We start from the raw sequence: 22,428 nt of genomic DNA, 5'->3' as shown, positions 1-22,428 counted from the left end.
GAATTTGATGGCGAGGACGATGGCGATGTCCCGCGCCAACGTCGGACCGCGCACCCAGCCGTGGAACCTCTTGCGCAGGCTCGGGCGGCGGACGGTATTGCGATTGAGGGCTATGGTCATGATCGGTAGAAGGCAACTTCACACCGGTGAATCCGGCTGGCGCCAAGCCGCTTGAACGCATCAACGGTCTGGCGAATGCATCCCGATTCTAGGAGCAGAACCTCGCGCGCAACGGTTCCGTGCTGCGGCATTGGGTCGCGAGACTTGCGTCGTTTGACCAGTATTGCTATCGGGTTTGTGTTACGTCAAGAAACGCGTTGACCTTGCATTGGGTTGCACGCATGCGGGCGCCTGGGGGGGCATGCGGCGGCGCGGGCGAAAAAAAGCCCCGCCGTCTTGCGAGGGCGGGGCTTTAGCGGTTGGCTACCGCGCGCCGGACGAACCGGCATGCTGAAACGCTTCAGGCTTTACGCATATTCGGTGAGTGCACCGCGCATCTTCTTCATTGCGCTCGCCTCGATCTGGCGAATCCGCTCGGCCGATACGCCAAACTCGTCGGCGAGTTCGTGCAGCGTCGAGCCACCCGAGCCGTCGTCTTCCACCTTCAGCCAGCGAGCCTCGATGATGCGGCGGCTGCGGGCGTCCAGTGCGTCCAGCGCGCTTGCGATACCGTCGCTTTGCAGCTTGTCGCGCTGACGCGAAGCCAGCACGGCGGTCGGTTCGCTATGCGAGTCGGCCAGATAGGCGATCGGTGCGTACGACTCTTCGCCGTCTTCAACCTGGCCTTCCAGCGCGATGTCGCCGCCGGACAGACGCGTTTCCATTTCGGAAACTTCTTCGCGCTTCACGTTCAACTCTTTGGCCAGATCGTCGATCTGGTCCGGCGTGAACGCGCCCAGCCCTTGCTTGTGGCTGCGCAGATTGAAAAACAGCTTGCGCTGCGCCTTGGTCGTGGCGACTTTCACCATCCGCCAGTTGCGCAGAATGTATTCGTGGATCTCGGCCTTGATCCAGTGCATGGCGTACGACACGAGGCGCACGTTCTGCTCCGGATCGAAGCGCTTCACGGCCTTCATCAGGCCGATATTGCCTTCCTGGATCAGGTCGGCGTGCGGCAGTCCATAACCCAGATAGTTGCGCGCGATCGATACGACCAGCCGCAGGTGCGACAGGACGAGACGGCGCGCGGACTCGAGGTTGTCCTGCTCGCGAAATTCGGTGGCGAACTGGCGTTCTTCCGCCGGCGTCAGCATCGGAATCCGATTTACGGCCTGGATGTAGGCGTCGATATTGCCCAGTTGACCGGGCAGCAGCGAGGAATGCGAGAGCGCCAGCGCACCTGCCGAAGCGGCCTTAGCCGACGACGGGCTCAGAGTACTCGGAAGGGTCATTGCATGGCTCACGTAGGAAACTCCTTTGGAATCAGACAAAAGCTTGTTCAGGTAACGACTCCAGCGTTGGATGTTAGCACTCTGATTTACCGAGTGCTAATACTTAGAGGGCGTAGGGCCTTCTAGGTTCCGCAAATCGCTATTGAAATTCACGATCCAATAGCCATGGTACGCCTTCTTCAGCACCTCTGTTTGGAGCGTAGAAGTTACCTGTCAAAGCGCATTTGAGACGATAAGTGACCGATATTTGCTGAATTTGAAGTGACTAATTGCGAAAAATTGGATTCCTTCATACGATCCACTTAATCGAGATTGACCTTAGAATACGCAGAACTGTTACGAATTGTTCAACGTTCGGCGGAGAGCGGGTGTTAGATGAACAACAAAAAGAATGCTTTGCGTGGTCTGGCTCTAAAAATTGCGACAGGGGCGGTACTGGTGGGAATGTCGGCATTGGCTTCAGCGGACCAGTTCGGCGTACAGGTGGCCGGTGGACTCGGCGATCGTCACGTCAAGAAACTTGATCTGGGAATCGTCTGGGATCCGGATCTGACCTGGTGGCAGATCGGCGACTGGCATTTCTCGCTGATCGGCGAAGCGCATGTGGCATGGTGGCACACCAACGAAGGCAACGTGCACGACAATATCGCCGAGGTTGGCGTGACGCCGATCATCCGCTTCATCAAGGAATCGGGCCCGATCCGCCCATATGCCGAAGTAGGCGCGGGCATCCGCTTGCTTTCGAGCCCTCGGCTATCTTCGACCTTCACGCTGGGCACGGCGTTCCAGTTCGCTGACATGGCCGGCCTGGGCATGCAGTTCGGCAACCGCCAGCAGTATCAGGCGGGCTATCGCTTCCAGCATATTTCCAACGGCGGTATCAAAGAGCCGAATCCTGGTATAAATTTCCACCAGCTATATCTGCAATATAACTTCTGACGACCGTGGCCACGTTCGGCTCATCGGTGCGAGGGGCTGAGCGATGGTGGCAAAGATATTCGAAGCGATTCGCGCGGTCGAGCGAGAGCGTTTTCGTGCAATGGTCGACGGCGACGGCCAGTCGCTCGACTCGCTGCTCGCGGATAACGTGAGCTACGTTCACACGAACGGCAAGCGGGAAACGAAGCGGCAGTTCATCGACGGGATTGTCGCGGGGCGCCGCCGCTATCGGCAGATCGAGGTGCAGTCGCAAGATCTGCTGCCGGTCGGGCGGGAAACCTGCGTGGTCACCGGCCGGGCGTTGATCGAAATGGAAGCGAACAACGGCGCGCTGCTGTTTCCGATTGCCTACACGGCGATCCATACGCAGGAAGACGGGCAATGGCGCCTGATCGCCTGGCAAGCGACGCGTTGCGCAATCGAGTGAACCTTTTGAGCTCACTCTATCGGGCCGGTTGCGCCTTTTGAGCGTCCGGTTGCCACGAGCGAGCGGGTAGCTCGCTTGTGGTTTGCGTGTGTCCCGCGCATGTGCCGCTTTGGCTTCGGCGTGGGGCTGATCGCGGCCTCACTTGCGGCCTGATTCGAGGCCTTACCCAAGGCCTCTCCCGGAGCCAGATTGTCAGGCCGCGACGCTCTCCTGATCCACACCGCTCCACTCGCGACTACCCATCGTTTCGGCCTCGACCATGACAGTCTTTTCGGCCGCGACGCCTTGTCGCGCCCCATGCTTCGCCTGAATCACCGTATCGCCCGCATACGGGTGCCGCGGATCCACCGGCAACTGGTTGCACCGCTCCACCACGCGCCGGATCGCCGCCATATCCGAGAAATCGAGCCCCGTGTCGATGCCTTGCGTAGCCAGATTCATTGCGAGCGCGACGAGATCGACATTGCCGGTGCGCTCGCCGTTGCCGAACAGACAGCCTTCGACGCGGTCCGCACCCGCCAGCAGCGCCAGTTCCGCGGCGGCCACGGCGGTGCCGCGATCGTTATGCGGATGCACGGACAGCACGATGCTGTCGCGATAGGCGAGATTGCGATCCATCCATTCGATCTGGTCGGCGAATACGTTCGGCGTCGCCGCCTCCACGCTCGCGGGAAGGTTGACGATCATTTTGTGATCGCGCGTGGGCCGCCATGTCTGCGCCACCGCGTCGCATACCTCGCGCGAAAACGGCAGCTCGGCGGTATTGAACGTTTCGGGCGAGTACTGGAAGGTCCAGTGCGTGCCGGGCCGCGCCTGCGCATGCGCCTTGATGATTTGCGTGCCCTCCACGGCCAGCGCCTTGATTTCAGCCTTCGACTGGTTGAAAACGATCCGGCGAAACGTCGGGCAGATTGCGTTGTACAAATGCACGATCGCGCGCGGCACGCCTTCCAGCGCTTCGAATGTGCGCGCGATCAGTTCCGCTCGCGATGGCATGAACACCTCGATCGTCACGTCGTCGGGAATGCGGTTTTCCTCGATCAGCTTGCGGACGAAATCGAAATCCGTTTGCGATGCCGACGGATAGCCCACCTCGATCTCCTTGAAGCCGATTGCGACCAGCATCTCGAAGAATTCGAGTTTTTGTGCGGCGTTCATCGGCTCGATGAGCGCCTGGTTGCCGTCGCGCAAATCGGTGCTCATCCAGACCGGCGCCTGGTTGATCGTGCGGCTCGGCCATTTGCGGCCGGTCAGTCGTACAGCGGGGAAGGGGCGGTATTTTTCAGCGGGATTGCGCAACATGGTGAGCCTCGTTCGTGGTGTCGTGTGCAAAAGGGTGTGGCGTCGAGCGGTTGGCGGACTGCCACGGGTGCACGGTCCGCCAACCGGTGGTTAGCGGCAGCAACGAACGGGCGCGAATGAACAACCTCATCGAGACGACGAAAACGGACGTGGAGATGGCCCATGCGACGTGCATTTGATCCTCGTGCTTCGTCCGCGCGGTAAACGGACGAATGCAAACGACTACAGGTGGTGAAGAACTACGCTTTGGGGATGAAACGGGAACAGCTGGGAGGACCGGACGAAGGCAACGCGGTTGCCGACGCGCGGACGCTACGCCTGACTTACGCTAGGCGTAGCGATAGGGGCCGCGCTAGGCGGCCGGAGGTAATTCGGAGGGTGTTCGGAAGGGAACGCATGGATCTAATGTATGACGGCGCGCGACAGCGTGTCAACCCGCCGCGCTCGCGCCGGGCGACTGCGAGCGAGTCGTCGCGCTTACTGCGAGGCCGTCACACCGGCATTCTTGCGACGTCCACGATCAGTTCGACCTGCCGTTCGATCGCGCTCGGCACCGGCGCCTCGCCACGCAGGACGGCGCTGATCCAGGCGGCTGTCGTCGGCGCGTCTTTCGCCTCGGGCAAGTCGACTTCCGGCGCATCGGGCGACGAGCGTTCATGCGGCACGCGTGTTTCGCAGATCCCGTCATGCAGCCAGTCGACCTGCACCTGACGGCGCGTATCCGCCACCGCTTCGCCTTCTGTTCCGCGCGCGAGCAAGGCGCCGCCGGCTGCCGCGTCCGGATGTGTGTTGAACAGTTGCGTGAGACTGTCGCGATAGGGCGGGTGCGTGTAGTTCACGAGGCGCAATCCCGCGGGCGCGAACGGTTGCAGAATCTTTACCAGCGTGTGCGTCGAATTACGCACGCCCATGCGCCGGCGCAGCGCGAGCAGGCGCGCGAGTTTCGGCGCGAGCATGTCGATCGGCGCGAACGCAAGGCGGCGCTCGGCGAGACCGTCTTCGATGTCGGCGAGCGAGCGCGCGTGCGGAATCTGCAGATGCGTGAAGATTTCCGCGCTCGTCACGCGGCCCGGATCTTCGGTTACGCCATGCACCAGCACCGGCACGCCTTCGCGAGCCAGCAGCAGGGCGAGCAGCGGCACCAGATTCGGCTGCTTGCGCGCGCCGTTGTAGGTGGGTATCGACACGGGCCGAAACGCGCCGTGCGGCAGATGAACCGGCTCGAACGACGCATGCGCGCCGGCCAGCATCGCGGCGAGTTCGTCGGCGGTTTCGCCCTTCACGCGATACGCGAGCAACACCGCGCCGAGTTCGAGATCGGCCACGCGGCCGTCGAGCATGGCGGTGTAGAGCGCGCGCGTATCGTCGGCAGTCAGCGCGCGGGCGCCGTTGGGGCCCCGGCCGATTTCCTTGATGAAGCGGGCACAGGGGAAGGGATTGGCGGTGTCGGCGGAGTCGGTCATCGGGCGCAGTGGGACGTATTGGCGTGCCGCCTCGGAGCGGTCGGCCATGGTATTCAAGGGACGCTATTCAGTGTGAGTATCGCATCTATGGCGATCCGGCGAGGCAGCGCGTCCGCGGTTCGGGCCTTGCCGGTTCACGCCGAACTGCTGCGCGCGGCGCTTTGCCGCGCGTTACACTCGATGTTTTATTGCCGCGCTGGCGGCATACATCAACGAACGGAGAACGGGATGAGTTACGTGTTTGCACCCGCACCGGTGGTCGCGGTGCCGGTGGTGGGGTCCAGCGAGCAGTTCGCGGTGCGTCGCATCTACTGCGTGGGCCGCAATTACGAGGCACATGCGCGGGAGATGGGACACGATCCTGACCGCGAACCGCCGTTCTTCTTCGCCAAGCCGGCTGACGCCGTGCTGTACGTGGCGCCCGGCGCCACCGGCGAGTTTCCTTACCCGTCGCAGTCGAAAAACGTCCATTTCGAAATGGAAATGGTGGCGGCGATCGGCAAGGGCGGCAAGAACATTCCGGCCGAAACCGCGCTCGACCACGTCTACGGCTATGCGCTCGGTCTGGACATGACGCGCCGCGATCTGCAGGCCGAAGCGAAAAAGCTCGGCCGTCCGTGGGATACCGCGAAGGGCTTCGATCACTCGGCGCCGCTCGGCCCGATCCATCCGGCGGCCACGGTCGGCCATGTCGGCAAAGGCGCGATCTGGTTGTCGGTCAATGGCGAGGAAAAGCAAAGGTCGGACGTGTCGCAACTGATCTGGTCGGTGGCCGAGACGGTCGCTTATCTGTCGACGCTGTTCGAGTTGCAACCCGGTGATCTGATTTTCACCGGCACGCCGGAAGGCGTCGGCGCGGTGGTGCCGGGCGATCTGATGAAAGGCGGCGTGGACGGGCTCGGCGAGCTCAGCGTGCGCGTCGTCTGACGGCCGGTTGGGGGAGACAGACAACATGAAGCTCTACAGCTATTTCCGTAGTTCGGCGTCCTATCGCGTGCGTATTGCGCTGAACGTGAAGAATCTGCCGTACGACTACGTGCCGGTGCACCTCGTGCGCGACGGCGGCGAGCAGTTGAAGCCTGAGTACCGGAAGGTGAACGCGGACGGCATCGTGCCGACCTTCGTCGACGGCAACGACGTGATGCCGCAGTCGCTCGCGATCATCGAGTATCTGGAAGAGACGCACCCTGAGCCACCTCTTTTGCCCGTGGCCCCGGCCGATCGCGCGTATGTGCGTGCGCTGGCATTGCAGGTGGCGTGCGAGATTCATCCGCTGAACAATCTGCGCGTGCTGAAGTATCTGAAGCACACCTTGTGTGTCGACGACGATGACAAGGACGCGTGGTACCGGCATTGGGTCGAAGCAGGTTTCGCGACGTTCGAAGCCCACGTGGCAGGCGATTCGCGCACCGGCAAGCTGTGTTTTGGCGATACGCCCACGATCGCCGATACCTGCCTGATTCCGCAGGTGTTCAACGCGCAACGCTTCAAGGTCGACACCGCGAAGTTTCCGACGATCCAGCGCATCTACGACTACGCAATGCAACTTGATGCGTTTGCCCGCGCGGCGCCAGGCGTGCAGCCCGACACCGAGTAAGTTCGCACGATCCGGCTTGCTCCGGTCTGATCGGGGCGGCGGGGTAAAAAAAGGGCACTCCGCGGAGTGCCCTTTTTTGCTGTTTCGGCCGTCGCTGCAGTCGCAGTCGCTCTAAGCGCTTTAGCGTTAGCCACCCAGCAACGCGTCGGAAAACTCTTCCGCGCTGAACGGCTGCAAGTCCTCGACCTTTTCGCCCACGCCGATGAAGTACACCGGAATCGGACGCTGCCGGGCGATCGCGGCCAGAATGCCGCCTTTCGCCGTGCCGTCGAGCTTGGTGACGATCAGGCCGGTGAGGCCGAGCGCATCGTCGAAAGCTTTCACTTGCGCGAGTGCATTCTGGCCGGTGTTGGCGTCGATCACCAGCAGTACCTCGTGCGGCGCGCCGTCTTGTGCCTTGCCGATCACGCGTTTCACCTTGCGCAATTCTTCCATGAGATGCAGCTGGGTCGGCAGCCGACCGGCCGTGTCCGCCATCATCACGTCGATCTTGCGCGCACGCGCGGCGCCGACCGCGTCGAAGATCACGGCGGCCGGGTCGCCGCTCTCCTGCGACACCACGGTCACGTTGTTGCGCTGGCCCCAGATGGCCAGTTGCTCGCGCGCGGCGGCGCGGAACGTGTCGCCCGCGGCCAGTAGCACCGACTGATCGAAGCTTTGCAGATGTTTGGCGAGCTTGCCGATGCTGGTGGTTTTGCCCGCGCCGTTGACGCCCGCGATCATCATGACGAGCGGCTGCGCGCGGCCGAGCATAAGCGATTTTTCAAGCGGCTTGAGCAGGTCGACCAGCAGTGTGCGCAGCGCCGCCTTGACCTGCTGCGGTTCGGTGAGGCGCTCGGCCCGCACTTTTTCGCGCAGCGCTTCGAGCAGGAATTCGGTGGCGTCGACGCCCGCGTCCGACATTAGCAGCGCGGTTTCGAGCTCTTCGTACAGATCCTCGTCGATCTTCGTGCCGACAAAGATGCCGGTCAGGCTCGAACTCGTTTTCGACAGGCCAGTCTTCAGGCGTGTCAGCCATGAGCGCTTCGCGCCTGCGTCCTGCAGCGGAGGCGGAACGATTTCGACGGTTTCGGGCGCGGATTCTTCCGGCTCGGGCTCGATTGCCGCCGGAGCGGCCGCAGGAGGCGCCTCGACGCGAGCCGGAGCCACCGCCGGACGCGGGGTGGCCGGCGCGACCGGCGCAGGCGCCTGCACGGCGGCTTCGGACGCCGGGGCTTCTGGCGCGGATTGCGACTCTTCTGGCGCGTTATCGGACTCTTTCGAACCCTTGAATCGTTTGAAAAAGCTGAACATGATCTGGCGTGGTGAGAGCGCGCGCCGATGCGCGCAGCCGGCATGAGACCGGCGGGAGCGGCAGGCAGCGTTGCGATGCGGGATGCAAGGCGCTGGAAGCCGCTCATTTTATCAGGCGCGCCGCTGCCCGTCGTATCGGCCGAACGGCCAGGCTGGACGCGCAGCGTCGCTGTGGTAACGTTGGCGCTCCGGCCCTCACGTATCGACGTTGCGGGCGCTTTCAAAACGTAATCGAAACTGCATGCCCCGTTCTGCACCTTCACGCGCCCATGGCGCTTCGTCCAAAGGCGGCAAGCCGCACGCCATCCGTATCATCGGCGGTGACTGGAAGCGCACGCCTTTGCCCGTGCTCGATCTCGACGGCTTGCGCCCCACGCCCGACCGCGTGCGCGAGACGCTGTTCAACTGGCTGGGCCAGAATCTGGACGGCCAGCGCTGCCTCGATCTGTTCGCCGGCAGCGGCGCGCTGGGCTTCGAGGCGGCGTCGCGCGGCGCCGCCCGGGTGTTGATGGTGGAGCGCAATGCGCGGGCCGCCAGCCAGTTGCGCGCCAATCAGGAACGCCTGTCGGCGCGCACGATCGAAATTGCTGAAGCCGACGGTTTGCGTCTTGCCGCGAGTCTCCCGCCTGGATCATTCGACGTGGTGTTTCTCGACCCGCCGTTCGGCGAAGATCTGCTCGGCAAAGCGCTCGCACTCGCGGTGCCGCTCGTCAGCGCAGACGGATTTCTTTACGTGGAAGCCGGCGAGGCGCTCGAAGTCGAGGAAAACGAGACGCTCGCCGGGTGGGAAATCGTGCGGCAAGGGAAAGCGGGCGCTGTCCACTTTCATTTGCTGCAGCGCGAAAATAAGGAATAATGCGCGTTCCAAAACAAGCGCCGGGCGGTCTGCCGTCACGTGCGCGGTCGGTGCCAAATGCGTCGCGTGGACGCTTTGACGTGCCCTTTGTCTGAAGAGAGGAGAAGTCTCATGGTAGTCGCCGTGTACCCGGGCACGTTCGATCCGCTGACGCGCGGTCACGAAGACCTCGTTCGGCGCGCGTCGAGCATTTTCGACACGCTGGTGGTCGGTGTCGCCGACAGCCGTAACAAAAAGCCGTTTTTCACGCTCGAAGAGCGCCTCGACATTGCTCACGAAGTGCTCGGGCACTACCCGAACGTTCAGGTAATGAGTTTCAAGGGGCTGCTGAAGGATTTCGTGCGCAGCAATAACGCGCGGGTGATCGTGCGTGGCCTGCGGGCCGTGTCGGACTTCGAATATGAGTTCCAGATGGCCGGCATGAATCGCTATTTGCTGCCTGATGTCGAAACCATGTTCATGACGCCGTCCGATCAATACCAGTTCATTTCGGGCACGATTGTGCGCGAAATCGCCCAACTGGGCGGCGATGTCAGCAAATTCGTGTTCCCGTCGGTCGAGCAATGGCTGAAGGAAAAGGTCGCCGCGCTGGACCCGGCCAACGGCGCTTCGGCGGGGCAACCGTAACCGGCGTAAACTGTCGGTTTGACGGATCAAAGCTGGCTGCCGCCGGCGTGAAGTGAGAGAAGTATGGCCTTGATGATTACCGACGAGTGCATCAATTGCGACGTATGCGAGCCTGAGTGCCCGAACGACGCGATTTCGATGGGCCCGGAAATCTATGTGATCGACCCGAAGAAGTGTACCGAGTGCGTCGGGCATTTCGACGAGCCTCAGTGTATTCAGGTGTGCCCGGTCGAGTGTATTCCTCGCGATCCGGAGCATCTGGAAACGCCCGATGCGCTAATGGCGAAATACCACGCGCTACAGGCTGCAAAAAGCGAGTGAGGTACGGAGTTTAAAAAAAGCGGCGAGACCTTTTGGGCTCGCCGTTTTTTTATACCGCGCTTTTTAAGCTGTACGCCGCGCTATCCGACGCGCTATCCGACGTATGTACCGAAGATGTCGCGCAACGCGCCCAGCAGAATGTCACATTCGGCGTCGGTGCCGACCGAGATCCGCAAATGTTGGTCGATTCGCGGCGCTTTGAAATGGCGCACGAAAATCTCCTTTTCCCTTAACTGTGACGCGAGCGTCGCAGCGTCGTGGCCTTCGTGGCGCGCGAACAGAAGATTCGCCGCCGACGGCACCACCTCGAAGCCCAGCGCCGTCAACCCGGCGGCCAGCCGTTCACGGCTCGCGATGACCTTGGCGCACGTGTCGCGAAACCAGGCGTCGTCTTCGTATGCTGCAGTGGCGGCGACCTGTGCGAGGCGGTCTAACGGATAGGAGTTGAAACTATCCTTCACGCGATTCAGCGCGTCGATCAATTCCGGGCTGCCGAACGCAAAGCCAACGCGCATGCCGGCCAGCGAGCGCGACTTCGACACGGTCTGAACGACCAGCAGATTCGGATAGCGATCGATCAGGCCGACGGCCGATTGGGCGCCGAAATCCACATAGGCCTCGTCGATCACCACCACGGAATCCGGATTGCCCGCGACGAGCCGCTCGATATCGGCGAGCGGCAGCGGCCGGCCGGTCGGCGCGTTCGGGTTCGGGAACAGAATGCCGCCATTCGGCGAGGCGTAATCGTCGACGTTGATTGCGAAGCTATCGTCGAGCGGGATGGTCTGGTAGTCGACTTCGAAAAGCCGCGCGTAGGTCGGATAGAAGCTATAAGTGATGTCCGGAAACAGCAAAGGTTTGTCGTGCTTGAGCAGTGCCTGGAAGGTGAGGGCGAGCACTTCGTCCGAGCCGTTGCCTGCAAAGATCTGTTCGGCGCGGATGCCGTGGTAGGCGGCGACCGTTTCCCGGAGTTTTCGCGCAGTTGGATCGGGATAACGGCGCAACGATTCTGCCGAGTCGCCGAGTTCCTGCCGGATGGCCTCGAGTACGCGGGGCGACGGCGGATAGGGATTTTCGTTGGTATTCAGCTTCACCGGATGCGCAACCACGGGCTGCTCGCCGGGCACGTACGGCGTCAGATGATGAACGATGTCACTCCAATAGCGGCTCAAGCGATTCTCCCTCATACAAAGCGGCCGACCGGCGTTGGCGCAAAGCACCGGCTCGGGTCCTGCGCAGGATAGTTGCGGTCGACGACGATACGGCGATCCAGGTTCCAGCAGCGGAGTCTATGGGTTGCGATGCAGCTGCATCATCGCGCGTTCTAGCTCGCCCTTGATGATTTGCGGCATCACGGCCAGCGCACGCTCGATCGATGCATCGATCACATCCTGCTCTTCCCGCCGCGGCGGCTTCAACACGTAGTTGGCGACATCCGGCTTGGCGCCGGCGCGCGCGCTTTCCGGGATAAGATCCCGCGGATGGCCAATTCCGATCCGCAGCCGCCAGTATTGCTGCGACGACAGATGCGCCGTGATGTCCTTGAGCCCGTTGTGGCCGCCGCTGCCGCCGCCGAGCTTCAGCTTGACGCTGCCGGGCGGCATGTCGAGTTCGTCGTGCGCGACCAGAATCTCGTCCGGGAGAATCTTGAAGAACTGAGCAACCGCCACGACCGATTGTCCCGAGCGGTTCATATACGTCTGCGGTTCCAGCAGATGCACTTCCTCGCCGTGAAGCCGTGCCTTGGCGTAGAAACCGTGAAAACGCCGCTCGTCGCGCAGCGTCGTGCCTGCTTCGCGCGCCAGTTGATCGACCAGCCAGAAGCCGGCGTTGTGGCGCGTCGCAGTGTATTCGGCGCCCGGATTGCCGAGGCCGACGATCAGCTTGATCATGATTGCGTAGGTCCATCTGGCTCGGAAGGCGAACGCAGCCGAGCCGAAAAAAACCGTAAAAAAACCCGCCGGGGCGAACCTCGGCGGGTCACATCGACCGTTTCATTGAAACGGATCGAGAGGATTACTTGCTCAGTGCCTCGTGGCCCTTAAGCAGCCGGCGTTTCGCCTTCACCTTCAGCAGCAGCGGCATCGCCTTCAGCGATTGCGCCAGCCGGGATCGTTGCAGCTGCGACCACCGGGTTTTCTGCTTCGACGTGAGCAACCAGCGACACACCTGCCGGCAGCTTGATGTCCTTGGCGTGAACCGAGTGACCCGCTTCGATCGTCGCCAGATCAACTTCGAGGAATTCCGGCAGTGCCGACGGCAGGCACTCGATTTCGATTTCGTTGATGACGTGCGAGATCACCGCGCTCGACAGCTTGACTGCCGGGTTCGATTCCTGGTTCATGAAGTGCAGCGGCACCTTGGTGTGCAGCTTCTTCTTCGCGTCGACACGTTGGAAGTCCACGTGCAGCACGAGCTGACGGAACGGGTGGTATTGCACGTCGCGCAGCAAAACTTGTTGCGACTTGCCTGCCACTTCCAGATCGAGGATCGACGAGTGGAAAACTTCTTTCTTCAGCGCGTGCCACAGCGCGTTGTGGTCCAGTTCGACCAATTGCGTTTCAGCACCAGCGCCATATACGATGCCCGGGGTCTTGCCCGAGATACGCAGGCGGCGGCTCGCACCCGTACCTTGCAAAGAACGCTCGAAAGCGACTACTTTCATGTTGAATCTCCAATGCACTGCCCGCGACCAGGCAGTAAAAACGGGGCCTGCAAGCCATTACGGCTGAGGCCCCAGAACTGCGGCACGAACCTTCGTTCGTTCATGCCGATTGCGCGAAAGCGCAGTGTGCCGCCATGAGCGACGCGCTGCGCCTTCGCAAATACTTAACTTTCAGCGAACAGCGACATGACCGAATCGCCGCGGCGAATCCGCGAGAACGTTTCGGCCAGCAGGCCGGCGCTGGTCAACGAACGGATCTTGGCGCACGAACGGGCTTCTTCGCCGAGCGGGATCGTATCCGTGACAACGAGTTCGTCGAGTGCGGAAGCAGCGATACGCTCGCCTGCGCCGCCTGACAGAACCGGGTGAGTCGCGTAAGCGAACACCTGTTTTGCGCCGCGCTCCTTCAAAACCTGAGCTGCCTTGCAGAGCGTGCCGGCGGTATCGACCATGTCGTCCATGATCACGCAGGTGCGGCCTTCGACTTCACCGATAATGTTCATCACTTCGGCAACGTTCGCCTTCGGGCGGCGTTTGTCGATGATCGCGAGATCGCAATTCAGTTGCTTGGCCAATGCCCGGGCACGCACCACGCCGCCGACGTCCGGCGAAACGACCAGCAGGTTCTCGTAGTTCTGCTTGCGCAGATCGCCGAGCAGCACGGGCGTAGCGTAGATGTTGTCGACCGGAATGTCGAAGAAGCCTTGGATCTGGTCGGCGTGCAGATCCATCGTAATGATCCGCTCGACGCCGGCGATTTCCAGCATGTTCGCCACGATCTTCGCCGAGATGGCAACGCGCGCGGAACGCGGGCGGCGATCTTGACGGGCATAACCGAAGTAGGGGATGGCTGCGGTAATCCGGCCTGCGGATGCGCGCTTGAGCGCATCGACCATGATCATCAGTTCCATCAGATTGTCGTTCGCCGGTGCGCACGTGGACTGCAGGACAAAGACATCCTTGCCACGCACGTTTTCCTGAATCTCGACCTGGATTTCACCGTCCGAGAAACGGCTAACCATTGCTTTGCCGAGGGGAATACCGAGAATTTTGACGACTTCCTGTGCAAGCGCGGGATTTGCGTTGCCAGTAAAAACCATCAGGCCGTCATGGCTGCTCATCGTGCACCTACTTCAGGCTGGGGGCGAGGGGAAATGCGAGAAATTTTGGCAGGGGAGAAAGGATTCGAACCTTTGCATGCCGGAATCAAAATCCGGTGCCTTAACCAGCTTGGCGACTCCCCTACACTAACTCTGAGCTCCGCCGAACGTGGAGTTTCGTTCGACGATGCAAAACTTATGACGCGAAAGTAAAGAGTGGATGCTGATCGAGACTTGCCGCCACTGCGCTGTTCCATTCGCCTGGCAGTTTGGTTTGCACCGCTTCTGCTTCAGCTTTACTACGGAACGCTGCAAAGACACTTGCACCTGATCCAGACATCCGCGCTGGCGCGACGTTTTCAAACCATCGCAGCACTTGCGCTACTTCCGCGTACTTCCCTACGACAACCTGCTGCATGTCATTCCGGCCAAAGCTTTCTGGCCATTCAGTGTTGCAGCTAAGTTCTGCAGGAAAGTCCGTAATTGTGAGGGGTTTTGAATCTCTTGTCAACGCTTTTTCAGAAAAAATCGCTGCAGTCGGAACATGAACCCTCGGCGTCACTACTAGGAAATGGCGCGGCGGCAATTGTACAACGTCTAATGCTTCTCCGACACCCTGTGCGAACGCATTTTTTCCAAAAACAAAAAATGGCACATCGGCGCCGAGTTTCAACGCCAGCGCCTGCAATTCGAGACGCGGTAGGTTGAGCTTCCACAGACGGTTCAGCGCGAGCAAGGTTGTCGCCGCGTCGGAGCTGCCGCCGCCGAGGCCGGCGCCCATTGGCAGGCGCTTCTCGATTTCGATATCGACGCCTTCAGGCGAACCCGTATGCGTCTTGAGCAGCGTCGCGGCGCGCACGGTCAGGTCGTGCTCCGGCGGCACCTCGGCGATCTCGGTGCTGCGCGTGATGAGTCCGTCGTCGCGTCGCTTGAAGTGCAGGGTGTCGCCCCAGTCGAGCAACTGGAAGACCGTTTGCAGCGTGTGATAGCCATCCGGCCGGCGGCCGGTGATGTGCAGGAAGAGGTTGAGTTTCGCTGGCGCGAGGCAATCGCGCAGCGAATCGGTCGTTTCAATCATGAGTTGAGGCTACATGCGCCGGATGACGCAGAAGAAGCGGCAAGGTCGCGCGCGCAACGGTGCGTGAGGCGGTGCGTGAAGCGGCGCGGGTTACTGATCCAGAACGAGTTTGATGTCGAGAGGCGGCTGCGAGCGGCTCAGGTTGACGCGCTTCACACCGGTGGCCGGTGCTTCGGCGTACGCCAGGTAGTCGATCGTCCAGCCGTCCTGAGTAATCTCTTTTAGCCGCGAAGGTTGATCAGGGTCCTTCTCGGTCCTGGCGCGCGAAGTGGGCGCGGGCGACGGTTGCAGCCAATAGCGCAGCCCTTCGACCGGCAACGCGAAGCCGAGCGCATTCTGCATCAGCGTGGAGACGTTATCCGCTGTGAGCGGCTGGCGATTGGGCAATTCCAGCGTGGCCGAAGCCGGCGACGACGTCACCACTGCCAGCGTCTGGCCGAGCGGATTGCGCAACTCCAGGGTCACTGTGTCACCGGTTTCCTGCCAGCTGAAATTGCCATAGGCATTGCGCTGCTGGCCGTTCTGATCGTCGTACTGGATCGCGAAGCGGCCCTGGTAAGCACGGCTTGTCTGCGCGGTCACAGAGGTCGCTGCATTCGACATGGACGGCCCCTGCGGTTTCACCGAGGCACAGCCGGACAATGCGACAACCGCTGCCGCTGCGAGTCCGAGCGCCGCGCCACGCGGCGCCCGGGGAAGGGAAATCAGACGGGAAAGACGCATCAAAGATCGTTCACCTGAAGACGTTGGAGCGTTTTGACCAGCGTGTCGTTGTCCGGTTCGAGCTTGCGCGCGTCGCGGAAAGCGGCGCGTGCCTGATCCTGATTGCCGGTTTTCCACAACACTTCGCCGAGGTGCGCGCCGATTTCGGCGTTCGGCTGCATGTCGTACGCTTTGCGCAGCAGCTTGATCGCGTCCGACGTATCGCCCATCCGGTATTTGACCCAGCCGACGCTGTCCATGATGAACGCGTCGTTCGGCGCCAGCGAGGATGCCTTCTCGACCAGCTTGTCCGCTTCGGCAAGGCGCTGATTGCGATCTGCCAGCGAGTACCCGAGCGCGTTATACGCTTGCGGATTGTCCGGCTGCGTCTGGATCAGCTTGCGCAACTGCGCTTCCATGATGTCGTAATGGCCGGTCTTTTCGGCGGACATCGCGTAGTCGTAGGTCAGATCAGGGTCGTCGGGAAACTGCGCCGTGGCTTGCTGCAGGCGTGTTTCAGCCTCCGGATAGCGCTTTGCGTCGAACAGGATCGCCGCGTCCGTGCGTAAGATCAGCGCCTGGTCGCGCGGATCGGGCGCCTGCAGGTTGGCTAGCAACTTGCGCGCGTCGTCGGTCTTGCCCTGCTTGGCGAGCAATTGCGCGCGCGTGATCTGCGCCGGCACGAATTGCTGGCTCGACGGCGAAATCTTGTTCAGCCAGTCGCCCGCTGCCGCATCGTTCTTCTGTTCGAGCGACAGTTGCGCAAGATAGATGTACGCCTGGCCCGGATCGGCGCCCGGCGTTTTCTCGGCCTGCTGTGCGTACTGCGTGAGGTACGTTTGCGCCTCGTTGAAATTCTTTTGCTGGATCTTGATCAGCGCGAGCGCCATAAGCGGCGTGAGGTCGTTCGCGTTGTTCTTGTGCATGATCTCGAACTGCTTCTGCGCGTCGTCCAGACGGTCGCTTGCCAGATACATCTGGGCGAGCGCGAGACGCGCGTCATGCGATTTCGGATTTTGCTGCACGTACTTTTCGAGCGAGGCGATGCCTTCCTTGCGCTCTTCCGGGCCCATTTGCGACAGCATCAGCGCGGCCGGCAAATAGTCGGGCTTGAGCGTAAGCGCCTGCTCGAGCGACTTGCGCGCGCCCGGCGCGTCGTCCGAAACGAGCTGCTGGCGGGCGATGGCCAGTTGCGCTTCCGGCCGGTTCATGTCGTTCTTGAGCAGATCCTGCAGCACGTGCAGGCCGCCGATCCGGTTCGGGCCGCGCGAGAGCAGCAGTTGCAGCGCCAGAATTGCGCTGCCGCGATTGGCGGCGGGCACCCTGGCGAGTTCGCGTGCGAGGATCTGCTCCGCGTCGTCAGGCTTGCCGGACAGCACGAGCAGCGACGCGTCCAGTTGCGCTGCGCGTTCCGAGTTCGGCGCATACTGCTGCCACAATTGCGCGGCGGCCAAAGCATCCGACGGGCTTTGCGCGGCCAGCGCGATTTCGGTGGCGCGTTGCGCCATGCGCGGATCGTGCGTGTCGCGCGCGAGGGCGAGGTAGGTCTGATAGGCGGGCGCCGGCTGGTCGCGTTGCAGCGCGACTTCGGCGGCGAGCACCTGGAATACGATCTGGCTCGTTAATGGCACACCAGGCAGGGACTTCTGGTCTTCCGCCGATGCCGGGCCAAGCGGGTCCGGCAGGGTGACCGAGGTGTCATCCGAGTCCTGCGCGTGCGCGGGCACGGCAGCCAGCGCCCAGACGGCGAGCGCCGCCGCGCCGAGCATCCGGCGAGCGGACACGGCGTGCGGTACGCGGAGTGCGCTAGCCGGGCGCTTCAAAAACAGCTTCACGAAGGACAAGTTCATGGAAATCCGTTCAATGTTTCGGACGATTGTAACGCGCTCGCTACAATACGCGCACAACCACTCACGCAAGTTGCAGACCAGTTAGACATGCCAGAGTTGCCAGAAGTTGAGGTTACCCGACGGGGAATCGAACCGTATGTGTCCGGGCGCAAGGTTGAACGCGTCGATGTGCGTACGCCCGCGCTGCGCTGGCCGATTCCGGCCGATCTTGCGAAAACGTTGCGCGGCCACGTGGTGCGCAAGGTCGAGCGGCGCGGCAAGTACCTGTTGTTCGAGATCGACGCGGGCTGGTTCATTGTGCATCTTGGCATGACTGGGACACTGCGGGTGCTGCGCCATGTACCGCATCCGCCGGCCGCGGCGAAACACGATCACATCGACTGGATCTTCGACGAGTTCATTTTGCGCTATCGCGACCCGCGGCGCTTCGGCGCGGTGCTGTGGCATCCGCGCGAAGCCGGCGACGTGCTCGAACATCCGCTCCTCGCGGGCCTCGGCGTCGAGCCGTTTTCGCCCGCGTTCTCCGGCGCGCTGATGCACCGGCTCACGCGCGGGCGCAAAGTGTCGGTGAAACAGGCGCTGCTGGCCGGGGAAATCGTCGTGGGCGTGGGCAATATCTATGCGTCGGAGAGCCTGTTTCGCGCCGGCGTCAGGCCGACCACGGCGGCGGGGCGCGTCTCGCTCGTACGATACGATCTGCTCGCGGACGCCGTGCGCGTGACGCTCGCCGCCGCGATCGAGAAGGGCGGCAGCACGTTGCGCGATTTCGTCGGCAGCAATGGCGAAAGCGGTTACTTTCAGCTCGACTATTTCGTCTATGATCGCGCGGGACTACCGTGCCGCGTGTGTGGAACGCCGATCAAACAGATCGTACAGGGGCAGCGTTCAACGTATTTCTGCCCCACCTGCCAGCGCTAACTCTTCAATGCCTTCTCGCTTAACTCCGCGTTCAACGCCATCCGATGCGCCTGCGGCGCCCGCTTTTCCGGCCATGTCCGATTTTTCCACGCGCCTGATCGCGTGGCAGCGTCAGCATGGCCGGCATGATCTGCCGTGGCAGAACACGCGAGATCCGTATCGCATCTGGCTGTCGGAAATCATGCTGCAGCAGACGCAGGTGTCGACGGTGATTCCGTATTACGCGAAGTTCCTCGCGCGTTTCCCAGCTGTCGCTGCGCTCGCCGCGGCGCCGTCCGACGACGTCATGGCGTTGTGGGCCGGCCTTGGCTATTACACGCGTGCCCGCAATCTGCATCGCTGCGCGCAGGTCGTGGTCGAGCAGCATGGCGGCGCGTTCCCGGCATCGGTCGAGGCGCTGGCGGAGTTGCCGGGCATTGGCCGTTCGACGGCGGCGGCGATCGCGTCGTTCGCATTCGGCGCGCGTGCGACGATTCTCGACGGCAACGTCAAGCGCGTGCTCGCGCGCGTGTTCGGCGTCGAAGGTTTCCCGGGCGAGAAGAAAGTCGAGAACGCGATGTGGACGCTGGCGGAGTCGCTGCTGCCGTCGAATGCATCGGACGCCGAAGTCAGTGCGTACACGCAAGGCTTGATGGATCTCGGCGCGACCTTGTGTGTGCGTGGCAAGCCCGACTGCCTGCGTTGCCCGTTCGCCGCCGACTGTGTGGCGAACGTGACGGGGCGTCAGCGCCTATTGCCGACGGCGCGTCCGAAGAAGGCGGTGCCGACGCGCCGCACATGGATGCTGGTGCTGCGCGACGGCAATGCCGTGATGCTGGAGAAGCGGCCGCCTTCGGGTATCTGGGGCGGCTTGTGGAGCCTGCCCGAAGCCGCCGACGAAACCTCGCTCGTCGAGCGAGCGCGTGCCTTTGGCGGAGACGGTGCGGTTTCGCCGCTGGCGCCGCTCACGCATGTGTTCACGCATTTCAAACTGGATATCGAACCGCGGCTCGCGGAACTGGATCGTGGCGTGGGCGCCTTGGCTGCGTTGGGCGATGCGGACACCGCGTGGGTCGCGCTCAGCGATCTCGATTCGTTCGGTGTGCCCGCGCCGGTGCGCAAACTGCTGCACAGCTTGCAGGGCTCGCTGATCTGATCAAGCCGGCAGGAGCACGGCGGCCGCTTTCAGAGCAATTGATGTTGCTGCATGTAGTGATGAACCACGTCGATGCGCGCGCCGGCATCCTGCAATTCCATCAGTTTCTGGCGAGCACGCAGCGCGATCGGCAGCACTTCGGCCAGACGGTTCGACACCCATGACGGATCGTCGAGCCTGAATGGCTGCGCAAACGGCAGGCTTTCCGGATCCCGCTCGCGGATGGTCGCGATGATCCGTTCGAGCACCTCAGCGCATGCGCCGAATTTGGCCAGCTGCTCATTGCCTTCGAGCGGCGTGTCCTCGCCGAGCGGTTCCGCCATGCCGACCAGCAGGCCGCTTGTCTCCACGCGATGCGACAGCAGGCGAAAACGCCGTGTGCCGCGCGCGCGAATCAGCAGCATGCCGAAGGCTTCGACGTCGCATTCCTCGATTTCGGCGAGACAGCCGATTGCTTCGGGCACCGAAGGCTCTTCCTCGCGCGCGACTTCCGCGCCGCTCTTCAGCAGACACACGCCGAATGGCGTTTTTTCCCGCAGACAGTCGCGCGCCATGTCGAGGTAGCGCGCTTCGAAAATCTTCAGCGGCAATAGTCCGTCGGGAAACAGCACCGTATGCAGCGGAAACAGCGGCACATCGGCAAGCACAGTAGAAGTAGAAGACATGGCGCAACGCTTCGAGTTGAGGCCGCGCGATGCGGCCGGTTAAGCCACTAACTTCGATGATTCGCCGGCTTCGACCGGCGCATCGCGGTGCCGCACAATGACATTCGCCGAAGCTGCGAGACGCGCGGCGAGCGTCTCGGCAATGAAAACAGAGCGATGCTGGCCACCCGTGCAACCGATCGCGACGGTCAGATAACTGCGGTTATCGTCGCGGAAATGGGGAAGCCATTTGGCGAGGAATTTCTCGATGTCGTCGATCATTTCATGCACGACCGGCAGCGCATCGAGAAAGTCGATCACGGGTTTGTCGAGGCCCGTGAGCGGCCGCAATTCATGATCGTAATACGGGTTCGGCAAGGTGCGCACGTCGAAGACGAAATCCGCGTCGAGCGGCACACCGCGCTTGAAGCCGAACGACTCGAACATCAGCACGAGGCCCGAATCTTTCTGCTCGATAAAGCGTTTGACCCACGCGCGCAACACGTTTGCGCGCAGATTGCTGGTGTCGATCTGATGGCCGAACTCGGCCAGGCCCGCCACGAGTTCGCGTTCGCGCTCGATCGCTTCGGCGAGTGAGGTGAGCAGGCCGACGTCCGCGTCGCGCGCGGTCGAACCGGACAGCGGATGGCGGCGGCGCGTTTCGGAGAAGCGTTGAATCAGCGATTGTGTGCTTGCGTTCAGGAACAGCACCCGCACGTCGTGGGCACGCGACAGGTCGCGGATCATGGCGGGCATTTCGTCGAGCGAGGCGCTAGAACGCGCGTCGATTGCGACGGCAAGGCGATCTTGCCCGTCCTCGGCGAGATAGGAAGCCAGTTGCGGCAGGAAACGCGGCGGCAGGTTGTCGACGCAGTAATAGCCTGCGTCTTCAAGCGCGTTCAGGGCAACTGACTTGCCGGAGCCGGATATACCGGTGATCAGGATTATGCGCATGGAGTCGTCGAAACCGTACATTTCATCATAGCATCTGGTCCCCATGCGCGTACCCGACCTGCCGCTGGCTGCGGTAAGGCATGGTCTCGTGGACTCAGATCAGTTTGCCGGGAAACTGGCTGTCGGGGTCTTGCATCGCCAGGCGCTGGCGATCCATGAAGTCGCGCAGCGTGTCGATGCCGCGCAGTTGCAGGATCGTATTGCGCACCGCTGCTTCGACCAGCACCGCCAGGTTTCGGCCGGCTGCCACCTGAATCGTGACTTTGCTGATCGGCAGGCCGAGCACGTCCACGGTCTGGCTTTCCAGCGGCAGGCGCTGGAATTCGCCATCAGGACGGCGGACCAGTTGCACGATCAACTTGAGCTTCATTTTTCGGCGAACCGCGGTTTCGCCGAAAATGGTCTTGATGTCGAGCAGGCCCAAGCCGCGCACTTCGAGCAGGTTTTGCAGCAGCGGCGGGCAACGCCCTTCAACGAAGTCGGGACCGAGACGCACGAAGTCCACCGCATCGTCGGCAACGAGTCCGTGGCCGCGGCTGATCAGTTCCAGCCCGAGTTCGCTCTTGCCGAGGCCCGAGTCGCCGGTGAGCAGCACGCCCATGCCGAGGATGTCGAGAAACACGCCATGCAGCGTGGCGCGCGGCGCCAGAATGCGCGACATGTAGAGGCGCAGGCTGTCGATCACCGCGGCGGCGGACATGGGCGTGGTGAATAGCGGCGTGGACGAGCGCGTGCAGCGCAGCACCAGTTCCGGCGGCGCCGCGACGCCGCCCGCCACCACCAGAAACGGTGGCTCCAACGCGATCAGCTCGGCCATATGGCGCGAGCGGTCTTCATCGGTTTGGCGCTTGTAGTAGTCGATTTCGGCGTCGCCGAGCACCTGGATCCGGTTCGGGTGGATCAGGTTCAAGTGGCCGACAAGGTCGGCGCTCGACGTGGCATTGGCGACTGATTCCGAAGAAAAGCCGCGCTCCCAGCCTTCATGCCCCGTCAACCAGCTGAGCTTCAGCGTAGCGGCGTTATCGTCGAAAATGCTCTGGGCGTTGATGCTGGACGTATCCATGAGTCAGTGACTCCAGTGTGGGCCGCTTGCCGGGCAAAGCGAAGGCCACGCTAGCGCGAGCCGCTTGCCTTGCCGGGCTGTATCCGCGTGCGGGCGGATAACC

At 62.3% G+C, this 22,428-nt stretch carries 22 protein-coding genes, 1 tRNA gene and 1 pseudogene; 9 read left to right on the top strand and 15 right to left on the bottom strand.

The features are described 5' to 3' along the window. Nucleotides 1-467 precede the first annotated feature (467 nt). Nucleotides 468-1,403, bottom strand: coding sequence for an RNA polymerase sigma factor RpoH (rpoH, locus tag P0D71_RS30335; protein WP_091796837.1), 936 nt, complete (start codon nt 1,401-1,403; stop codon nt 468-470). A 363-nt stretch (nt 1,404-1,766) separates the two neighbouring features. Here rpoH and P0D71_RS30330 point away from each other — a divergent pair, with 363 nt between their 5' ends. After that, nucleotides 1,767-2,330, top strand: a complete 564-nt coding sequence (locus P0D71_RS30330; RefSeq protein ID WP_408302418.1) for an acyloxyacyl hydrolase — start codon at nt 1,767-1,769, stop codon at nt 2,328-2,330. Nucleotides 2,331-2,373: 43 nt separating this feature from the next. Continuing rightward, nucleotides 2,374-2,757, top strand: coding sequence for a nuclear transport factor 2 family protein (locus P0D71_RS30325; protein ID WP_091796835.1), 384 nt, complete (start codon nt 2,374-2,376; stop codon nt 2,755-2,757). Between the two features lie 285 nt (nt 2,758-3,042). On the opposite strand, the pseudogene P0D71_RS30320 reads toward P0D71_RS30325, so the two are convergent. Together P0D71_RS30320 and ybiB are read right to left on the bottom strand one after the other, a co-directional pair. Beyond that, nucleotides 3,043-4,059: pseudogene (locus P0D71_RS30320) on the bottom strand (2-isopropylmalate synthase); the annotation flags it as partial. A 491-nt stretch (nt 4,060-4,550) separates the two neighbouring features. Continuing rightward, nucleotides 4,551-5,522 (bottom strand): DNA-binding protein YbiB, encoded by a 972-nt coding sequence (gene ybiB / locus P0D71_RS30315; RefSeq protein WP_091800833.1) that lies wholly within the window; start codon nt 5,520-5,522, stop codon nt 4,551-4,553. 228 nt (nt 5,523-5,750) lie between these two features. On the opposite strand from ybiB, the gene P0D71_RS30310 reads away from it, so the two are divergent. Together P0D71_RS30310 and maiA are read left to right on the top strand one after the other, a co-directional pair. Continuing rightward, complete coding sequence (locus P0D71_RS30310; protein ID WP_408483346.1) at nt 5,751-6,449, top strand: fumarylacetoacetate hydrolase family protein; 699 nt, start codon at nt 5,751-5,753, stop codon at nt 6,447-6,449. Nucleotides 6,450-6,474: 25 nt separating this feature from the next. Further along, nucleotides 6,475-7,119 (top strand): maleylacetoacetate isomerase, encoded by a 645-nt coding sequence (gene maiA, locus P0D71_RS30305; protein ID WP_408483345.1) that lies wholly within the window; start codon nt 6,475-6,477, stop codon nt 7,117-7,119. Nucleotides 7,120-7,245: 126 nt separating this feature from the next. On the opposite strand, the gene ftsY is transcribed toward maiA, so the two are convergent. Further along, nucleotides 7,246-8,412 (bottom strand): signal recognition particle-docking protein FtsY, encoded by a 1,167-nt coding sequence (ftsY, locus tag P0D71_RS30300; RefSeq protein WP_408353362.1) that lies wholly within the window; start codon nt 8,410-8,412, stop codon nt 7,246-7,248. Between the two features lie 241 nt (nt 8,413-8,653). Here ftsY and rsmD point away from each other — a divergent pair, with 241 nt between their 5' ends. The 3 genes from rsmD (at nt 8,654) to P0D71_RS30285 (ending at nt 10,216) form a co-directional block, all read left to right on the top strand. After that, on the top strand, nt 8,654-9,268 hold the full coding sequence (gene rsmD / locus P0D71_RS30295; protein ID WP_408353364.1) for a 16S rRNA (guanine(966)-N(2))-methyltransferase RsmD: 615 nt from the start codon (nt 8,654-8,656) through the stop codon (nt 9,266-9,268). A 111-nt stretch (nt 9,269-9,379) separates the two neighbouring features. Beyond that, a complete protein-coding gene (gene coaD, locus P0D71_RS30290; RefSeq protein WP_091796829.1) occupies nt 9,380-9,895 on the top strand; it encodes a pantetheine-phosphate adenylyltransferase in 516 nt (171 codons plus the stop codon). A gap of 63 nt (nt 9,896-9,958) precedes the next feature. Continuing rightward, entirely contained in the window at nt 9,959-10,216 is a 258-nt protein-coding gene (locus P0D71_RS30285) for a YfhL family 4Fe-4S dicluster ferredoxin (protein ID WP_091796810.1), read from the top strand. Between the two features lie 92 nt (nt 10,217-10,308). Here P0D71_RS30285 and hisC read toward each other — a convergent pair whose 3' ends face one another. From hisC to P0D71_RS30245, 8 genes are all read right to left on the bottom strand, one after another. Continuing rightward, entirely contained in the window at nt 10,309-11,388 is a 1,080-nt protein-coding gene (gene hisC, locus P0D71_RS30280; protein ID WP_408483344.1) for a histidinol-phosphate transaminase, read from the bottom strand. A 117-nt stretch (nt 11,389-11,505) separates the two neighbouring features. Beyond that, nucleotides 11,506-12,108: an aminoacyl-tRNA hydrolase gene (pth, locus tag P0D71_RS30275; RefSeq protein WP_091796808.1), complete on the bottom strand. Its 603-nt coding sequence runs from the start codon at nt 12,106-12,108 to the stop codon at nt 11,506-11,508. Nucleotides 12,109-12,257: 149 nt separating this feature from the next. After that, nucleotides 12,258-12,881, bottom strand: coding sequence for a 50S ribosomal protein L25/general stress protein Ctc (locus tag P0D71_RS30270; RefSeq protein WP_091796807.1), 624 nt, complete (start codon nt 12,879-12,881; stop codon nt 12,258-12,260). 164 nt (nt 12,882-13,045) lie between these two features. Further along, nucleotides 13,046-14,002 (bottom strand): ribose-phosphate pyrophosphokinase, encoded by a 957-nt coding sequence (locus P0D71_RS30265; protein WP_006048037.1) that lies wholly within the window; start codon nt 14,000-14,002, stop codon nt 13,046-13,048. A 46-nt stretch (nt 14,003-14,048) separates the two neighbouring features. Next, nucleotides 14,049-14,125 (bottom strand) — tRNA-Gln (locus tag P0D71_RS30260). 52 nt (nt 14,126-14,177) lie between these two features. Beyond that, on the bottom strand, nt 14,178-15,059 hold the full coding sequence (gene ispE / locus P0D71_RS30255; RefSeq protein WP_091796806.1) for a 4-(cytidine 5'-diphospho)-2-C-methyl-D-erythritol kinase: 882 nt from the start codon (nt 15,057-15,059) through the stop codon (nt 14,178-14,180). A 90-nt stretch (nt 15,060-15,149) separates the two neighbouring features. Beyond that, nucleotides 15,150-15,782, bottom strand: a complete 633-nt coding sequence (lolB, locus tag P0D71_RS30250) for a lipoprotein insertase outer membrane protein LolB (RefSeq protein WP_408483343.1) — start codon at nt 15,780-15,782, stop codon at nt 15,150-15,152. Continuing rightward, complete coding sequence (locus tag P0D71_RS30245; RefSeq protein ID WP_091796804.1) at nt 15,782-17,611, bottom strand: tetratricopeptide repeat protein; 1,830 nt, start codon at nt 17,609-17,611, stop codon at nt 15,782-15,784. The genes lolB and P0D71_RS30245 overlap by 1 nt, the downstream gene beginning before the upstream one ends. Nucleotides 17,612-17,698: 87 nt before the next feature. Here P0D71_RS30245 and mutM point away from each other — a divergent pair, with 87 nt between their 5' ends. Continuing rightward, nucleotides 17,699-18,529, top strand: coding sequence for a bifunctional DNA-formamidopyrimidine glycosylase/DNA-(apurinic or apyrimidinic site) lyase (gene mutM, locus P0D71_RS30240; RefSeq protein WP_408483342.1), 831 nt, complete (start codon nt 17,699-17,701; stop codon nt 18,527-18,529). Nucleotides 18,530-18,536: 7 nt separating this feature from the next. Next, nucleotides 18,537-19,664 (top strand): A/G-specific adenine glycosylase, encoded by a 1,128-nt coding sequence (mutY, locus tag P0D71_RS30235; RefSeq protein ID WP_408483341.1) that lies wholly within the window; start codon nt 18,537-18,539, stop codon nt 19,662-19,664. Between the two features lie 29 nt (nt 19,665-19,693). Here mutY and P0D71_RS30230 read toward each other — a convergent pair whose 3' ends face one another. The 3 genes from P0D71_RS30230 to hprK form a co-directional block, all read right to left on the bottom strand. Continuing rightward, a complete protein-coding gene (locus tag P0D71_RS30230; RefSeq protein ID WP_091796801.1) occupies nt 19,694-20,329 on the bottom strand; it encodes an LON peptidase substrate-binding domain-containing protein in 636 nt (211 codons plus the stop codon). A gap of 39 nt (nt 20,330-20,368) precedes the next feature. Further along, nucleotides 20,369-21,262, bottom strand: a complete 894-nt coding sequence (gene rapZ, locus P0D71_RS30225; RefSeq protein ID WP_091800827.1) for an RNase adapter RapZ — start codon at nt 21,260-21,262, stop codon at nt 20,369-20,371. 94 nt (nt 21,263-21,356) lie between these two features. Then, nucleotides 21,357-22,325, bottom strand: coding sequence for an HPr(Ser) kinase/phosphatase (gene hprK / locus P0D71_RS30220; RefSeq protein ID WP_007179412.1), 969 nt, complete (start codon nt 22,323-22,325; stop codon nt 21,357-21,359). Nucleotides 22,326-22,428 lie beyond the last annotated feature (103 nt).

The sequence above is a fragment of the Paraburkholderia sp. RL17-383-BIF-A genome, from assembly GCF_046028015.1.
GTDB lineage: Bacteria > Pseudomonadota > Gammaproteobacteria > Burkholderiales > Burkholderiaceae > Paraburkholderia.
The sequence above is the reverse complement of the archived record's forward strand: the minus strand, read 5'-3'. Positions and strand labels throughout refer to the sequence as shown.

Bases quoted from the DNA above. Each gene is read 5' to 3' on its own strand.
- ispE (WP_091796806.1), bottom strand. From the start codon at position 15,059: ATGATTGAAACGACCGATTCGCTGCGCGATTGCCTCGCGCCAGCGAAA.
- P0D71_RS30270 (WP_091796807.1), bottom strand. From the start codon at position 12,881: ATGAAAGTAGTCGCTTTCGAGCGTTCTTTGCAAGGTACGGGTGCGAGC.
- lolB (WP_408483343.1), bottom strand. From the start codon at position 15,782: ATGCGTCTTTCCCGTCTGATTTCCCTTCCCCGGGCGCCGCGTGGCGCG.
- ybiB (WP_091800833.1), bottom strand. From the start codon at position 5,522: ATGACCGACTCCGCCGACACCGCCAATCCCTTCCCCTGTGCCCGCTTC.
- hprK (WP_007179412.1), bottom strand. From the start codon at position 22,325: ATGGATACGTCCAGCATCAACGCCCAGAGCATTTTCGACGATAACGCC.
- mutM (WP_408483342.1), top strand. From the start codon at position 17,699: ATGCCAGAGTTGCCAGAAGTTGAGGTTACCCGACGGGGAATCGAACCG.
- ftsY (WP_408353362.1), bottom strand. From the start codon at position 8,412: ATGTTCAGCTTTTTCAAACGATTCAAGGGTTCGAAAGAGTCCGATAAC.
- maiA (WP_408483345.1), top strand. From the start codon at position 6,475: ATGAAGCTCTACAGCTATTTCCGTAGTTCGGCGTCCTATCGCGTGCGT.
- P0D71_RS30230 (WP_091796801.1), bottom strand. From the start codon at position 20,329: ATGTCTTCTACTTCTACTGTGCTTGCCGATGTGCCGCTGTTTCCGCTG.
- mutY (WP_408483341.1), top strand. From the start codon at position 18,537: ATGCCTTCTCGCTTAACTCCGCGTTCAACGCCATCCGATGCGCCTGCG.
- P0D71_RS30325 (WP_091796835.1), top strand. From the start codon at position 2,374: ATGGTGGCAAAGATATTCGAAGCGATTCGCGCGGTCGAGCGAGAGCGT.
- rsmD (WP_408353364.1), top strand. From the start codon at position 8,654: ATGCCCCGTTCTGCACCTTCACGCGCCCATGGCGCTTCGTCCAAAGGC.
- pth (WP_091796808.1), bottom strand. From the start codon at position 12,108: ATGATCAAGCTGATCGTCGGCCTCGGCAATCCGGGCGCCGAATACACT.
- P0D71_RS30310 (WP_408483346.1), top strand. From the start codon at position 5,751: ATGAGTTACGTGTTTGCACCCGCACCGGTGGTCGCGGTGCCGGTGGTG.
- P0D71_RS30245 (WP_091796804.1), bottom strand. From the start codon at position 17,611: ATGAACTTGTCCTTCGTGAAGCTGTTTTTGAAGCGCCCGGCTAGCGCA.
- coaD (WP_091796829.1), top strand. From the start codon at position 9,380: ATGGTAGTCGCCGTGTACCCGGGCACGTTCGATCCGCTGACGCGCGGT.
- P0D71_RS30265 (WP_006048037.1), bottom strand. From the start codon at position 14,002: ATGAGCAGCCATGACGGCCTGATGGTTTTTACTGGCAACGCAAATCCC.
- rapZ (WP_091800827.1), bottom strand. From the start codon at position 21,262: ATGCGCATAATCCTGATCACCGGTATATCCGGCTCCGGCAAGTCAGTT.
- P0D71_RS30330 (WP_408302418.1), top strand. From the start codon at position 1,767: ATGAACAACAAAAAGAATGCTTTGCGTGGTCTGGCTCTAAAAATTGCG.
- P0D71_RS30285 (WP_091796810.1), top strand. From the start codon at position 9,959: ATGGCCTTGATGATTACCGACGAGTGCATCAATTGCGACGTATGCGAG.